Source organism: Bacteroides sp. AM32-11AC (assembly GCF_003603515.1).
Lineage (GTDB): Bacteria > Bacteroidota > Bacteroidia > Bacteroidales > Bacteroidaceae > Bacteroides > Bacteroides uniformis.
This window is the reverse complement of record NZ_QTNH01000002.1, coordinates 331,469-347,290: the sequence shown is the minus strand read 5'-3', so window position 1 is coordinate 347,290 and position 15,822 is coordinate 331,469. Positions and strand designations below refer to the sequence as shown.

Here is a 15,822-nt window from a genome sequence, read left to right as displayed (position 1 = left end):
AACCGCAAAGTTCGGAACTTATACATTCAATACACTGAACCCAAGTTAAAAAATACGTTTACGGATTTTGCTTAGTACTTGTGGCATGATACCCAAATAAGAAGCTATATCTTTGAGTGGTATATAGTTTAATGTAATGCCATATCCTTCAATCATCTGTAGATAATACTATTCAGGAGAATATTTAATCAAGTCGATATTTCTTTTCAAGAGTTTACTCAGTAGTATAGCATTCAAATCTTCAAATACAGTTTTTACCTTAGGAATAGCAGTATACAGTTCATCTACTCGCTTCTTGTCTATTCGGTAAATAACGCTATCTACAATTGTCTGCACATTAAATGCAGATCATGTTTGTAAGGTAAAAGACATGTTCGACATTGAAAACGTACCTTCTTTACAAAACCAAAAAATTTACTCTTCCCCTTTATGATTCAAAAGCCAACAACGCAATATCCCATCAAAAACGAAATAACTATATCTTTCTATTTCTCCTTCCTTAATCAAAAATGTATCTTTACTAATCAATATCCGCTCAAAATATTGGTCAAATGACTTAGATTCCTCCAAATTAAAAATATTGATGCTAAAATTAAATCCTTTAAGTAATTTTTCTAAAAAGCATAATATTTACAGACTATAGTTTTCATCAGTTTTGATAGCCGATTTTTATTCCAGAATACCGAAACGAACCAAGGCGTTCCGGACACCATTCTCATCCACCGCCTCCGTTATATAATCGGCAACGCTTTTCACAGCCTCGGAAGCTCCTCCCATAGCTATTCCCATCCCGGCTGCACGAATCATGGAAATATCATTCCCGCCATCACCAAAAGCGATGGTTCTTGAAACATCAAATCCATAATAGGAAGCAAACTCATTGATACCCATAGCCTTGTTTACTCCCGCCACATTGACATCCGCGAAGAAAGGGTTCCATCTGGAAACAGAAAGTCCGGGAAGTTGTGCCATTACTTCTTTTTCCATTTCTTCATCACAATATATGCATAACTGACAACATTCGCCTCCCATAAACTCTTTTTCGATGTCTGCCACCGGCGGTGTAGGGTGATTGACCAGCCTGGCCAATTCGATGACGGTCGGGTTGAGTTCGTTGACAAAAATACCTTTATTCGTTTCGATAGCCAGAGCAAACCCATAATGTTGAGCCAATACCAGTACCCTCTGAAAATCCTTTTCGGGAATCTGTTTACTAGATATAGGAGTGCCATCTCTCAGTACACAATCGGACCCATTCAAAGCTATCACTGCATCGTATGGAATCTCTTCAAGTTCGTGAAGATCGGTAAACGCCCTCCCAGTTGCTATTATGATTTTTATACCGGATTCATGAACTTGCTGCAACGCTTCGATAGCCGACTGCGGAACGCGGTGAGTGTCGAAACTCACCAATGTTCCGTCTACATCTAAAAATATAGCTTTGGTCTCCATTATAAAATATTTTGGTCTAATAAATTCATTCTATCTGCATCATCTCAATTTTGTGAATATCTATATTCATTCGGTGCAACTCCCGTTGCTTTCTTAAACACCAGACTGAAATATTGCACACTCGGATAGCCCAGCCGACGCGCTACGGCAGCAGGTGTATTACCACCTTCCGATAACATTTTCTTGGCCGTGTACAAGCATTTGAACTGGAAGTATTCAGCCAATGTCTTACCCGTCTCAAACCTCAGCAAATCATCAAAGTAAGCCGTCGAAAGATTCAGTTTTTCGGCACAGCATCCGGAAGTGGGCAGCTTCCCCTCCTGCAACTTTCCGGAAGTGATATACTCGTCCAATATCCCTTCCATTTTCCCCAGAATCATCTTGTTCTTATTCTCACGGGTGATGAATTGCCGCTCATAGTAACGTGAGCAATAATCCAGCAGCAATTCGATGTGACGGGACAAGATGGTATTGCTATGCATATCAATGGAATGATGAAGTTCATCCTCGATATTCTCAAGGCAACACGTCACTTTGGCTGTTTCGCGCTGTGACAGATGCAACGCCTCCTCCTTGCGGTAGAAAAAGAAAGTATAGTTGTCGATATGATTCTTTAGCGTAGTACAAAGCAATAAATCGGGATGAAATGCCAGCAACCAGCCTTTGTCCGGAAGCGTATTGTTCTTGTTCATCCGGAATATCTCGCCGGGAGTAAGAAATACCATCGTAGCATTGGAATAATCATAATATTTCCGTCCGCAGCAGTCACAATCCCCTTCACAGTCCTCAATCAGTAGGATGGCATAGAATTCAAACTTCACAGCATCCTGATACACACTAGGATTTTCCAGATTAATAATGCTTACCTGAGGATGCAACGTTTTACATCCCAGGCACCGGTTACATTCACATACGGTCTTTATGTCCAATGTATTGTCTTTCATCACCTATAAAGTCATTCTCATTATTGTAACTTCAGATATCTAAAATCTTAAGGATATGTTTTCCACACCTTCACAATATACCAATTACAAAATTAGAGGAAAATCCAGACATCTTCACTACCCTTATTACGGATTATATAACCTTAGTTACTGTTTTTATATCTGGCTACGTGACTTCATCTCCAGATACTTGTTTATCACGTCCACAGAAAGATTTTCCGGTGTAGTTAGCACAGCACTGATGCCGTGCTGCTTCAAGGTGGAGACTATCAGCCGTTTCTCGAATACAAATTTCTCGGCAATGACATGGCGGTAATACCCTTCCGTATCCCTCGCAGGAGTGGCGACGTACTCTTTCAGAGCGGCATCTTCGAAGAAGATGACCAGCAACCGGTGCTGGCGGTTCAACTGCTGCAAATAAGCCAACTGGCGATTCAAGCTGCCGATGCCGGAAAAATTGGTATACAGCACCAAAAGACTGCGTTTGTTGACGCGCTTGTTCAAATGTACGCACAATGAGGAAAAGTCGGTCTCCCCAAAAGTAGTCTGCTGGCTGTAAAGGTTCTCCAATAACGCCTGCATTTGTCCGGGCTGTCGGGAGACGGGGATAAATGTATCAAAGTGCTCATTAAACGTTACCAGTCCGGCTTTATCCTCCTTCCGCATGACAACGTACGAAAGAACCAGGGAGGCATTAATAGCATAGTCCAGCAAGGTCATCCCGCGAAATGCCTGCTGCATAATCCGCCCCTTGTCTATCACGTTATAGATTTGCCGGGAACGCTCGTCTTGATAGACATTTACCATAAGTTCGTGCCTCCGGGCGCTTGCTTTCCAGTTTATCGTGCGGTAATCGTCGCCTTTCACATACTCCTTTATCTGTTCGAACTCCGTATGATGCCCCACCCTGCGGATACGTTTGATGCCCAATTCCGTCAAGTTGTCGCTGATAGCAAGCAACTCATACCGATGGAGCATCAGATAGGACGGATATACCTTGACATCCAGCGGAGCATCGCAAGTATATCTGCGGAAAAGCAATCCCATTCTGCCTGCCACAAACACCCGAATCCGTCCGAAAGAGTAAATCCCCCGCCGCGTAGGACGCAGATGATACGTAATCGTCCTGCCCTCATTCGCCTGAAGCCTCATCCGGAAATCAATATTCCGCAACTGGAATGCAAAAGGAATCTCATCCACCACTTCCACAGCCACCGGATGCGGATAACTGCTCTCCACACGTATGTTCACGGTGTTTTCATCTCCGTTGGAGAAGCGGGTAGCACACTGGCGGAATGCCCGGATGCCGCGAATACGATAGAGCATCACCCCATCCACCAACGCCGACACCGCCAAAACAAAAAGCGCCCACTGCCCGATTGCAAAGAATGGAGCAAAGACGTACCCGATACCCGTCAGCAGGACTATCAGAACAAGAGCAATATAGAATCGGCGGCCCAGTCTCACTTCGGCACTTCCACCTTATCAATCAGACGTTGCGTCACCTTTACCGGCGAATAGCCTTCCATCTCGGCTTCCGCTGTCAATATCAAGCGATGCTGAAGCACATACGGAGCAACGAACTTAATATCCTCCGGTGTCACAAAGTCACGTCCCTGCAACAGTGCATATGCCTTGGAGGCCTGCATCATTGCCACGGACGCACGCGGAGAAGCTCCTAAATATACAGCCTTGCTGGTACGCGTCTGCTGTACAATCAACGCGATGTACTGAAGCAGCGTGCGGTCTACAAACACGTGTTCCATCAGCCTGCGCAACGAAAGCAGTTCTTCTTTTGTGAGCACGGGCGTCAGGCTCTCCAACTTCACCAACGAAGCATTGGCGTGGTGGCGCTCCAGGATGTCCACCTCCTCCTCCAATGAGGGATATCCCATGGTTATTTTCATCAGGAAGCGGTCCAGTTGCGCTTCAGGCAACTTATAAGTCCCCTCCTGCTCCACCGGATTCTGGGTTGCCAGAATCGTATAGAGTTCTCCCATCTGATGCGTGGTACCGTCAATGCTGACCTGCCGTTCTTCCATAACCTCGAACAAGGCTGCCTGCGTCTTGGCGGGAGCGCGGTTTATCTCGTCCACCAGCACGAGGTCGGCAAACACCGGTCCTTGATGAAAGCCAAAGTCATTGGTTTTCATGTTGAAGACCGTAGTACCCAACACATCACTCGGCATCAAGTCCGGAGTAAACTGAATGCGGCTGAAGTCCGCCTTAATCAAGCGTGCCACTAGACGGGCAAGCAGTGTCTTTGCCACCCCCGGCACTCCCTCCAGCAACACATGGCCGTTTGCCAGGACAGCCGTCAGTACCAGGTCCACTATCTGCTCCTGCCCCACTATGACCGTAGCAATCCGGTCCTTCAACGCTTGTATCTTCTCGGAAAAGAGAGTCAAGTCCACCCGTTTTTCTGTGTTCTCTTCCATAAATATCTTCTTTATATATGATTGATTATTTCATTCATTTTATCGACAAGCCGTTTCATCTCCTTCTCAGAGATGCTGCGCCCTCCGTACACCACCGGCCTCACCTCGCGGATGAACACGGCTATTTCCCCCGCTTCCATACCCGTCTTCCGGGCAATCCTGCCGAAAGAGCGCTCATCCTCTGCCACTTCCTCCACATCCACTTGTATTTCCCTCCTCAGTTCCTCCGCAAAATAGAGATATTTCTTGCGGACTAAGTCAGCATGGTCCTTCTTCTGATAATAAAGAGTACCTATCAACTCTGCAAACTCCAAAGACTTATTTTCCGGTTCGCGGATAACCGGAATGGCGCGCTGCTTCCTGCGGGCTGTAAATATCATAAAGAGCAGGATGGAAACCATACTCAAGTACAATGCCCAGCGAAGCGGCGGCTGCGAAAGGAAATAGCGAAAAGGAGACATCTGTACCTGGGCTGTTTCTTTCATATAGCCTTCGGTACGGACAATGGGAAATCCACCCATCTGGGACAATATACGAAAAAGATAAGCCGCATTCTTCCCATCCAGCACACCATAGTTCGTAAAAAGCAGGGGAGTGGAAGCCAGTATAACTTCCCCCTTTCCCCAAGAAACCGACATGGCAACCGGATGAGCAGCTTCTCCGGTAACAGTTTTTTCCGCCAACACTTTACTAGAAATGGAATCTGCAAAGAAATAAGACTGACAAAGTTGGGGATAGAAACAGAAAGTCTGCTGCGGATAAACCGCCGAATCCCCCACCCAGCACAAACTGTCTTTCGAAAGCAATGCAGTGGCATATTTTTTCAAAGCCGACGGACTGAAATAGGAATAGCTGCACTCAAATCCCAGCGTATCTTTCAAAATACGGCTGAAAGAGCTCCCCACCAGCATAATCCGGTCTCCCCGTCCCGCCATCTTCAACATCGCCTCCACATCTACATCCGTCAAATGCAGGTTATCGGTAACAACCAGTATTCCGCGGCGGAGCGTCGTATCTTCCTGCTCCAGTTCATAAAAAGTCTTTCTCGACAACGAATATCCCTTCGGCAACGATGAAGACAGCAGGCTATCGAACACGGCACAGCCGAACGGTTGCTTGTCATAATGGCTGAACGTAGGGTTCCAGACAAACTTCTTTGGCAGACGGCACTCTATCGCAAACATCAACACCAGAAAAACAATGATACCGGCTATAAACCAATGGTTCCCCTTCATGCCGCCCCTCCTTTCTCCACTTCTTTCTGCAAATCCCGCATCGCATGGAACAAAGTTTCGGTCGCTTCAAAATTTCCGTAACGTACTCGTAGAAAATGGTTGGTCATTTGGCGGAAAGCTGGCAGACGGACTTCATAGATATATTGTGTTGGCGTTTTATATAACTGCCAGTCTATACGTTTTCCATCGCTGAGCTGTTTCAGCGTCTGCAGATAGAGCAAACGCACCGCCTCCCGATAATCCGTCCGGGCAAGCGCATCGGCAATTCTTTCCGCAAAATCCACTCCATAGATGGTGTCCTCCCCCACTGTATAGGGCAGGGTACTCTTGCGCGAACGCATGAACAGTTCCGGACGCTTCTTGTACACAAACCAAATGACCAATACCAGGATAAGAACGGCAATGCATATCAATACGACCTCCGAATATTCTGCCACCAACGTATTCCCGAATATCTTGTCCAGCAGCTTGCCGAACCATCTGCTGAACCACTCAAGTACATTAATTTCGGGAGCTATCAACTCACGACTGTAAGCAAACGCCGGGTCAGACTGCCAAGCGGCAACCTGTGCAGTATCACAAACCAGTGTATCAGCCGGAGCCATATTCATAGTCCGTTATCAGAGTTTATCAAAATTGTCAATATCACTCTCCACCATCACATAATCTATCTTTTCCGAAGCATGACCGTATTGATAAGCCAGTCCCAGCAATGAGAAAATCATGGACATATAAACGCCGAATGCCTGGACCACCGCCAGCAGATAAAGCACAAAGCTATAGGCTGCCGATACAGTGGCACCGCCACCTGCATCAGTCATTGCAAAGATATATTTCACAATAGTCCCGATATACCATGGAATCATCGTCACTCCCTGCAAGATGGCGGCGATGAATCCCATAACAATGGAAATCAGTACGATACCTCCCCAGGTAGCGAAACCCAGTCGGTAGGCCTTCTTCAAGGCATCTATGATATAGATATCTTCGAACAGATAGACTGGAGCCCAAATAGCAAGTGGCACAGACACCACCACAACGAGCAGAACGAACAAGAACGCAATCGCCATGAACGGAATGACGGTGGCTATAAAACCAACAATAAGCCCTACAAACAGCACCAAAAGCACACCGATAATCATTATCAGAAATACCCTTCTGACATTACGGAACAACAAGGGCTTCAGCATCCCTAACGTCACTCCCTCCAAGCGTTCTTCCCGTTCATTGTAAGTACGGACCAATGCGTAGACCAAAGAGGTCAGCATGACAGTTCCTAGCAGATAGAGAACGGCATACAGACTGTAATAAGTCACCAGTGCCATGATGGACGCTCCGACAACAGAAGAGTCGAACGAGCCTCCGGTCATATCACCCAGAGCCATTGTACCGCTCATCAGCCCGTTCAGGCTCAGTCCCTGAAGCAGACAAAGCGGCAACATCAGATATGTGGTGAATTTCATCAACGGCTTCCAATTCTCTTTGATAAAATCAAAGGTAGCAGTTAGTTTCTCTCCAAAAGAACGTTGTACATACAGTGCGATTTTAGGTTTCTGTGCTTCCATGCTTCTTTCTGTTAGGTAAATAAATATAATAAAAAAAGATAAACGACAAAGAGAGTAGAATAAAGCCGAACCTCAAAGCATCCGGAAGTTCGGTATGGCGGGTAACGAATCCTTCTATAAATCCTGCCATGATGAATACGGGTACCGTACCCACCACTATTTTCAGTCCTTTTTTGGCTCCCCGTTTGAAAGATTCCAGCCTTGAATAGGTTCCGGGAAAGAGCCATCCGTTGCCCAGGGCAAGACCGGCGGCACCGGCTACAATAATCGCCCAGATTTCGAGTGTCCCGTGCAGCCAAATGGCAAGGAAGGACTCCCAAAGCAAGTCGTGCTGATAAAAGAAGGTTTGGAAAGCCCCTATCATGATACCATTGTTAAGGAGCATGTATCCGGTGCCAAAACTGGTCAGCAACCCCATGGCAAAGCAGTTGAAGGAGACCATGATATTGTTCAGCGTGATACTCAGAAACATGGGGAACTCGGAGGAACCGTTATATACAGCCATAGGTTCACCATTAGCGATATTGTTCAAAGTCATATCCACATAGGAGTTTCCTAAAATCAAACGCACAAAATCGGGGTCTCCGGCAGCGGATACCACTCCTATCAATGCGCTGACCACAAATATAATGAAGGAAGCCACCAGCTCACGGCGTGCATCGTGCATGGCCGAAGGCACTTCACGGGTCCAGTAGGTGATAATTCTTGACCATTTCTCGCGCTTGTTTCTATAAATGCGGTTGTGCAATGCCGAGGCAAGATTGTTCAGATAGATAGTGATGCGGGAAGCGGGGAAATGCGTTTGGGCAAAAGCCAGATCTGCCGTAAGCTCCGTATATGCGTCGGCAAGTTCATCGGGAGACAGACTTTCCGCCTGCTCCACCATTGTTTCTGCTCGTTTCCATTTTTCGATGTTCTGCCGGATAAACGTCACTTCTTTCATACCCCATGACTATTTCAGAGAAGTTTTGTCTGAAATAGGTAACAAAAATAAGAGAATAATGATATATTTGCAATGAAATACTAAAAATGTTTTATCAGGAATGGCAGAATCTACAATTATCACCGGACAATTTGTCCGCATCAGTCAAACGCCTGCCAGTATCGGTGAGCGGCTCATTGCACTGGCCATAGATTATATTCTGCTCGGATTCTATGTATTTTCTACTTTGGCCTTGTTTTCACGGATTCATCTACCCTCTGATTTCACGATGCTTTTCTTTTTTACCATTGTCTACCTGCCAGTCTTGCTTTATGCATTTCTCTGCGAAATGTTCAACCAGGGACAAAGTTTCGGCAAGCGGCTGATGAACATTCGTGTCGTAAAGGCAGACGGCTCCACGCCCGGCATAGGCTCGTACCTGCTCCGATGGCTTCTCTTCCCTATCGACGGACCGGTGACCGGTGGTCTGGGACTTCTGGTCGTCCTTTTGACCCAAAACAGCCAGCGAATGGGAGACCTTGCCGCCGGCACCATGGTAATCAAGGAAAAGAATTACCGCAAGATACACGTCAGCCTCGATGAGTTCGACTACCTGACCAAAGACTACCGACCTACCTATCCACAAGCTTCCGACTTGTCATTGGAGCAAATCAACGTCATTACCCGGACCCTGCAATCGGGTAAGAAAGACCGTACACGCCGCATTGCCTCCCTTGCGAAAAAAGTGCAGGAACTTCTCTCCATCACTCCTCATGACAGTAACCCGGAAAACTTTCTTCAGACCATTCTCCGGGATTACCAGTATTATGCCTTGGAAGAAATTTAATACGAACTTCCAACAAAACCAAAGAAGTGTTAAGTCTTACGCTTATTTAAGATTCAAGCTGCATCTTTTTGGTTTTTCATTTGTTAATTAACCAGAAGGTCTTAACTAAATAACAAAGAACAATTATGAAACGAATCATTACATTAATCACACTGGTGTTGGTAAGTGCATCGACCCTGATGTATGCACAGAGTAGCAGCGAAACACGCCAAGCAGAGCGTAAAGCCCAACGCGAAGCCCAGAAAGCACGCGAAAAAGCGGAAAATGAAAGGAACTATGCCATTGCCGTCCAGGCATTGAAAGAGGGCAAGTTTGTATTGGAAGCAGACCAGCTGGTGTTCAAGAGAGGACGGAGCGCATTTGTTTCATCGACAACAAACTTCGTTCTGATGGACGGTGAACACGCATCCGTACAAATAGCTGCCAACAATGCCCTTGCAGGCCCCAACGGAATAGGCGGCATCACAGTGGACGGCAGCAGAAAGGAAATGAAAATCACGACCGACAAAAAGGGAAACGTGAATTGCAGCTTCAGCGTACAAGGCATCGGAATATCCGCACAAGTGTATATCACACTGACCAACGGCGGCAATAATGCATCGGCAAGAATCAGCCCGAACTTCAATTCGAATACCCTGACGCTGAACGGAGTCCTGGTTCCATTGTCCCAGTCAAACGTTTACAAAGGGCGGGCTTTATAAAACACCCCTTTTGTCCGTACAAAGTATAAAGAAAAGAAGATATTCATATCGTGTTCGCAGGATACGAATATCGTGTAGACACGATATTAACAGAATGCGATACAAGGAATTAATAAACTGTTATACAGAATATTAATTCCTTGCATCGTACATAAAGGGAGCTAACAGAATGTGGACATTTATTCTTTTATCTGTTGACACGTTGGGCAATAATATACCGAACCACCCATATAAGCCTCTTTTATGATGGTACTGCCACAACGGAGACAAGGATTCTTCCATGTTTTGGCAGAAAGAATGGTTTTGTAACCTCCGGCGTTGCCATAAAGATCTGTTTGCGTATCGCGTCCGCCCTCGAACGTCATATCCACCAATGTTTCTTTTAGAGCATTAAAAAGAACGTCTTTCTGATTATCCGACAGAAGTAGCACTTTCTGTTTGGGATTTATCCGTGCATTGAACAGAATATCCTGCGTTACGCCGTTACCTACACCGGGAATACGCTGATTGGTTGCTAATAGAGCTTTAGCAGAGAGGGTCTTCTTTGCTTCGGCAACGAGTTTCTCAAATTCCGCTTCGGTGTATTTATCGCTCAACGGCGAAATGCTTTCCCGACTCAATTTATAGTACTTATTGTCGATATAGCTATCAGGATAAACATTGATAAAACCATACATTACAACCGTGAAGACAAGGAATGAATCATCATTAAACGTCAGCAACAACTGGTAATTGGCAGGAATCTTATCTCCCGCATTGTAATAACGGACACTGACTCCGTCGCCTATATTCATGATCACATTATCCGAAAGATTGAAATTGACAAACATGCCATATCCTTCGGATGAAAGGATGGTTTTGCCTACGAGCAGTTTACCATACTCCGACGGATTGCCGTTATAGAACGTAAACTTATGCGGTTTGGTGGCATTGAATACCTGCGTGATTGTTTTACCGCTCAAGGCGTTGTTCACTTGTTTGCTCAGGGTGATAACTTCGGGTAATTCCAACATATTATCTTACTTTTATTTTCGATAGGGATATATATTTCCGTTAATAACTCGTCAATAGCTAATCAATATCGTTCATTATTTTAACCGGACCACTTCCCCTATAATAGGCATCAACACGTTCAAAGAGTCTTTCTCTTTCAGATTCATGGCATTCTTCAACGGTTCGTCCCAGCGGTGTCTAGCCAAAGCATATTTGGAATGATGGACAGTCAGAATCTTTTCCGCATTCAAGTCCCTGGCCACTTGTCCCAAATATTGGGGCATGGTATGGATATATTTCCAATCTTCGTTATACTGCCCATTCTCCAATATGGCAAGGTCAATGCCAGGATATTGCTTGCCTATTTCGGCAAAATGCGTATCATATCCACTATCACCGCCCATATAAATCTTCTGCGAAGGGGTTTCGATAAGGAAAGAGGCCCATAGTGCCTGATTCGCTTTCAACGAGCGGCCCGAAAAATGCCGGGCGGGCAAGCAATGAAGCAGAAATCCCTTATCCAGTACAGTATCTTCAAACCAATCCAGCTCAACCAGGGATGATTTCTCAAATCCCCAATACTCGAAATGTTCACCTACCCCCAAAGGACAGACCACCTTATCTACCCGATTTTTCAGCTGCATCACCGTTTCATAATCCAGATGATCCCAATGGTCATGTGATATCACCAGATAGTCAATCTCCGGCATATCGGCAGGCTTGTAGGCATCCGCCCCCTTGAACGGCTTGTTTACAAACGAAACCGGAGAAGCCCCACAAAATACGGGGTCTACCAGTATACGCTTTCCGTCTATCTGGATAAAATAGGATGAATGTCCGAACCATACCAATACATTCTCGTCCTTGCTTATCTTGCTGAGGTCCGTCTTTATAACCGGAATCTCTTTTTCAGGACGTAAATCGGTTTCTTGCTTAAACAAGAATCCCCAGAAAGCTCCCAAACGTCCCTTTTGGGAAGTCATCATCATCGTACTGTGCAGATTCCGGAATTCTCCGTCTTTGTAATGAGGCGACTTCTTAATCCTCTCCAACCGTTCTCCTTGAGGAGCCCTCCCGAAACTCGGCTGATTGACAAAAACGAATCCCACTATGACCGCAACAGCCACAATACCCACTATAATGCCAACTATCATACGTACTCTTTTCGTTTTTAATGAATTCATATTCAATGAGGCTACATTTACAGCTGCAAATATAGTCGAATTGTTATTAAATCACTATCTTCGCGCCCAATTTACGGAATCAATACAATAAAGCAATAAAAAGCCAACAAAGAAATGAACACACACAGTCTATGTTGCATCGGTTATATTACCCAAGATAAAGTCGTAACCCCTAAAAATACCATATATATGCCGGGAGGCACCTCCTTCTACTTCGCACATGCCATCAAGCACTTGAATGCTAACGATTTTTTATTGGTAACAGCTTTGGCTGATACTGACATGGGCATTGTGGAAGACATTCGGAAAGAAGGTATTTCCGTCAAAGCCTTGCACAGCACACATTCCGTCTGTTTCGAGAATATTTATGGAGAAAACCAGAACGAACGTACACAACGTGTCACGGCAAAAGCAGACCCTTTCACCGTGGAAGGTTTGAAAGATACCGATGCACGGATTATCCACTTGGGCAGTCTGCTTGCCGACGACTTCTCTTTGGAGGTCATCAAGTTCTTGTCCGGAAAGGGACTCCTCTCGGTAGATGTGCAGGGATTTCTCCGCAAAGTGGATAATGAAAAAGTGCTGGCAGTAGACTGGCCGGAAAAGAAAGAAGCATTGAAGTATATCCATATTCTGAAAGCCAACGAAGCTGAAATGGAAGTACTGACCGGATGCAGTGAACCGCACGAAGCCGCATTGCTGATTGCAGACTGGGGCGTCAAGGAAGTGCTGCTGACCCTGGGAGATAAAGGTTCGCTGATATATGCCCAAGGAGAATTTCACGAAATCCCCGCCTATCCTGCCCTTCAGATTACAGATGCAACAGGATGTGGAGACACCTATATGGTGGGGTATCTGTATATGCGCAACAAAGGTGCATCCCACCGGGAAGCGGGATGCTTTGCTGCCGCCATGTGCACCATAAAACTACAATCACACGGGCCATTCTGCGGAACGGAAGAAGCGATAAATAACGTGATAAAAGGATAAAGTGATAGGGTGATATAACACCCTACCATCTTTATTTATAATCCGAATTTTTTCAAATCATCTTCCACACTACCGATACCTGCGATATGAAACATATCAACCAGTACCTTCACAACATTCGGAGAAAGGAAAGCGGGCAATGTGGGGCCTAAGTGAATATCCTTCACCCCGAGACTCAGTAATGCCAACAATACAATAACCGCCTTCTGTTCGTACCATGCTATGTTGTAGACAATGGGAAGTTCGTTGATGTCATTCAGCCGGAATACTTCTTTCAGCTTCATGGCTATCACGGCCAGTGAATAACTGTCATTGCACTGTCCGGCATCCAATACACGGGGAATGCCGTTGATGTCTCCCAAACCAAGTTTATTATAGCGGTATTTGGCACAACCTGCGGTCAGGATAACGGTATCTTGCGGCAAGGCTTTGGCAAACTCCGTATAGTAATCGCGGCTCTTCATACGTCCGTCACAGCCTGCCATTACGATAAAGCGGCGTATGGCTCCGGTCTTCACGGCATCTACCACCTTGTCTGCCAGTTGCAGTACCTGGTTATGGGCAAAACCACCGATAATCTCTCCATGCTCTATCTCCACCGGCGGCTGGCATTGTTTGGCAATCTCTATGATTTCAGAGAAGTCTTTCCTGCCTTCCGCATCCTTATCAATATACTTGCAACCCGGATAACCGGTAGAGTTGGTGATGAACATACGCTCTTTATACACTGCATTAGCCAAAGGAGGAACGATGCAGTTGGTGGTAAACAGAATCGGTCCGTTGAAGGAAGTGAATTCTTCACGCTGTTTCCACCAGGCATTGCCATAGTTGCCTACAAAATGAGAATATTTCTTGAAAGCAGGATAATAGTGGGCAGGCAGCATTTCACCATGTGTATAGACGTCTATCCCCGTACCTTCTGTCTGTCTCAATAATTCTTCCATATCCTTCAAGTCATGGCCGCTAATCAAAATTCCCGGACGATTCTTCACACCGATATTCACCTTTGTAATTTCGGGATTACCGTAAGTACCGGTATTGGCAGCATCCAGTAGAGCCATTGTCTTTACTCCGAACTCACCAGCTTCGAGAACCAGCTTCACCCATTCCTCTGCCGATAGAGACTCAACCGCAATGGTAGCCAGTGCACGCTGCATGAAAACATGAACTGTATCATCATTGAATCCCAAGCGCATAGCATGCTCCAGATAAGCTGCCATACCTTTCAAACCATAGACAAGCAATTCTTTCAACGAACGGAGGTCTTCATTCTGTTCACGCAGAACACCTACTGTCTTCGCTTTCTCGGCATAGTCGTCACGCGTTCCCTGCCAAGTCAGTTCATCTACTTGGGGTAGGAACACTTTGTTGTGCTTGGCCTCTTGAATCAATCCATTACGCAAAGCAAGTCCCCTATCCACCCGTTTCAAGATGCTTTCATCATCGAAATTCGCATTCGTGATAGTACAAAACAAAGCATCCGTCACAAAAATATTCACTTCTTCAGAGACTGGAGAATCTGCCTTGCGTAATGTATCGGCAACAACAGAGATACCCCTGACTACAAACAGTAACAAGTCCATAGCTTGAGCCGTATGACTTTCTTTTCCACATACACCTTTCAATATACAGCCGGTTCCTTTGGCTGTCTCCTGACATTGATAACAAAACATGTTTGGTTCCATATTCCTATTCATTTAAAAGTTTGCATAATCTTTTGATAAGATAAGCAGCACCTCAGCAATAAAAATAAGCAGGCTTATGTTCTATTGCATTCGATTTGCATTATCTTTGTGCAAAGATGAGAGTTCTACAACGCACAAACTGTCACGAATGTTACATCGAATCACAAAAAAGTAAAAAAAGAATGGAAATCCATACATTATTGGAAATGCCTCCTTTCCAAGACATAACAGAAGAAGAGTTATTATCCCTCATCCTGGCACCCGAACATGCACACAGGCAATACAAACCTGCTGACTTCATTGCCATGCAGGGAGAAGCATATCGTTCTCTATTCATATTGTGCAACGGCAGTGTGCGTACCCAAATGGTCAGTGCGGAGGGGAAGCAACTCACCATCGAAACGCTGAAAGCCCCGCAACTGCTTGCCCCGGCTTTTGTCTTTGCCTCCGAAAACCGCTTCCCGGTAAATATCGAAGCTAAAGAGAAATGTGAGATACTCGTTATAAACAAGAACATTTTCCTGGAATTCCTGCATCAACACCCCGCTGTGATGCGCAACTTTCTGCAACTGGTATCGGACAGAACCCTATTTCTCTCCAAAAAGCTAAATGCCTTTGCCCTACAAAGTCTGAAATCGCGTATACTGAACTATCTACGCATGCATGGCACGATACTCAACCAGCAGGAAGTGGCACAAATACTGGGAGTGGCGCGTCCCTCGCTGGCACGTGCCTTATCGGAACTGGCAAGCGAAGGGTGCATCCGAATGGAAGAGAAGGAAATGCGGATAAATGCAGTCTCCGCCCAAAAGTATTTATAAAAAACGTCCGCACTTATATATTATTCTTACCTTTGTCCAAGAATA

15 protein-coding genes and 1 pseudogene are annotated in these 15,822 nt (G+C 45.5%); 4 read left to right on the top strand and 12 right to left on the bottom strand.

All coding sequences use genetic code 11. From position 1 onward, the window contains the following. Window positions 1-45 precede the first annotated feature (45 nt). From DW800_RS19875 to DW800_RS03380, 9 genes and pseudogenes are all read right to left on the bottom strand, one after another. Window positions 46-630: pseudogene (locus tag DW800_RS19875) on the bottom strand (Crp/Fnr family transcriptional regulator). A 39-nt stretch (window positions 631-669) separates the two neighbouring features. After that, window positions 670-1,452 carry a Cof-type HAD-IIB family hydrolase gene (locus DW800_RS03415; RefSeq protein ID WP_044468969.1) on the bottom strand — a complete coding sequence of 261 codons (783 nt, stop codon included), beginning with the start codon at window positions 1,450-1,452 and terminating at the stop codon, window positions 670-672. Between the two features lie 44 nt (window positions 1,453-1,496). Beyond that, window positions 1,497-2,396 (bottom strand): helix-turn-helix domain-containing protein, encoded by a 900-nt coding sequence (locus tag DW800_RS03410; RefSeq protein WP_057089044.1) that lies wholly within the window; start codon window positions 2,394-2,396, stop codon window positions 1,497-1,499. A 156-nt stretch (window positions 2,397-2,552) separates the two neighbouring features. Further along, entirely contained in the window at window positions 2,553-3,863 is a 1,311-nt protein-coding gene (locus tag DW800_RS03405) for a DUF58 domain-containing protein (RefSeq protein WP_117703169.1), read from the bottom strand. Then, window positions 3,860-4,834: an AAA family ATPase gene (locus tag DW800_RS03400; RefSeq protein WP_022402023.1), complete on the bottom strand. Its 975-nt coding sequence runs from the start codon at window positions 4,832-4,834 to the stop codon at window positions 3,860-3,862. The genes DW800_RS03405 and DW800_RS03400 overlap by 4 nt, the downstream gene beginning before the upstream one ends. Before the next feature lie 11 nt (window positions 4,835-4,845). Beyond that, the gene (locus DW800_RS03395) at window positions 4,846-6,069 is read right to left on the bottom strand and encodes a DUF4350 domain-containing protein (protein WP_117703170.1); all 1,224 of its coding nucleotides are present in this window, start codon (window positions 6,067-6,069) and stop codon (window positions 4,846-4,848) included. Continuing rightward, entirely contained in the window at window positions 6,066-6,680 is a 615-nt protein-coding gene (locus DW800_RS03390) for a DUF4129 domain-containing protein (protein WP_009038199.1), read from the bottom strand. The genes DW800_RS03395 and DW800_RS03390 overlap by 4 nt, the downstream gene beginning before the upstream one ends. Before the next feature lie 9 nt (window positions 6,681-6,689). Further along, a complete protein-coding gene (locus DW800_RS03385) occupies window positions 6,690-7,634 on the bottom strand; it encodes a hypothetical protein (RefSeq protein WP_005832395.1) in 945 nt (314 codons plus the stop codon). Further along, entirely contained in the window at window positions 7,615-8,577 is a 963-nt protein-coding gene (locus DW800_RS03380; RefSeq protein ID WP_005832397.1) for a stage II sporulation protein M, read from the bottom strand. The genes DW800_RS03385 and DW800_RS03380 overlap by 20 nt, the downstream gene beginning before the upstream one ends. Before the next feature lie 100 nt (window positions 8,578-8,677). Between DW800_RS03380 and DW800_RS03375 the strand changes: the two genes are divergently transcribed. Together DW800_RS03375 and DW800_RS03370 are read left to right on the top strand one after the other, a co-directional pair. Beyond that, window positions 8,678-9,403 (top strand): RDD family protein, encoded by a 726-nt coding sequence (locus tag DW800_RS03375; protein WP_117703171.1) that lies wholly within the window; start codon window positions 8,678-8,680, stop codon window positions 9,401-9,403. 125 nt (window positions 9,404-9,528) lie between these two features. Beyond that, window positions 9,529-10,104 carry a DUF4251 domain-containing protein gene (locus DW800_RS03370; protein WP_008664890.1) on the top strand — a complete coding sequence of 192 codons (576 nt, stop codon included), beginning with the start codon at window positions 9,529-9,531 and terminating at the stop codon, window positions 10,102-10,104. A gap of 179 nt (window positions 10,105-10,283) precedes the next feature. On the opposite strand, the gene DW800_RS03365 is transcribed toward DW800_RS03370, so the two are convergent. Together DW800_RS03365 and DW800_RS03360 are read right to left on the bottom strand one after the other, a co-directional pair. Next, on the bottom strand, window positions 10,284-11,117 hold the full coding sequence (locus tag DW800_RS03365) for a DNA-formamidopyrimidine glycosylase family protein (RefSeq protein ID WP_005832407.1): 834 nt from the start codon (window positions 11,115-11,117) through the stop codon (window positions 10,284-10,286). Window positions 11,118-11,192: 75 nt separating this feature from the next. Then, the gene (locus DW800_RS03360) at window positions 11,193-12,251 is read right to left on the bottom strand and encodes an MBL fold metallo-hydrolase (protein WP_005832409.1); all 1,059 of its coding nucleotides are present in this window, start codon (window positions 12,249-12,251) and stop codon (window positions 11,193-11,195) included. A gap of 144 nt (window positions 12,252-12,395) precedes the next feature. Between DW800_RS03360 and DW800_RS03355 the strand changes: the two genes are divergently transcribed. After that, window positions 12,396-13,271 carry a PfkB family carbohydrate kinase gene (locus tag DW800_RS03355; RefSeq protein WP_005832412.1) on the top strand — a complete coding sequence of 292 codons (876 nt, stop codon included), beginning with the start codon at window positions 12,396-12,398 and terminating at the stop codon, window positions 13,269-13,271. A gap of 35 nt (window positions 13,272-13,306) precedes the next feature. Here the strand turns inward: DW800_RS03355 and hcp are convergent, their stop codons facing one another. Continuing rightward, window positions 13,307-14,956, bottom strand: a complete 1,650-nt coding sequence (gene hcp, locus DW800_RS03350; RefSeq protein WP_005832415.1) for a hydroxylamine reductase — start codon at window positions 14,954-14,956, stop codon at window positions 13,307-13,309. Window positions 14,957-15,138: 182 nt separating this feature from the next. On the opposite strand from hcp, the gene DW800_RS03345 reads away from it, so the two are divergent. Beyond that, entirely contained in the window at window positions 15,139-15,777 is a 639-nt protein-coding gene (locus DW800_RS03345; protein WP_005832417.1) for a Crp/Fnr family transcriptional regulator, read from the top strand. Window positions 15,778-15,822 lie beyond the last annotated feature (45 nt).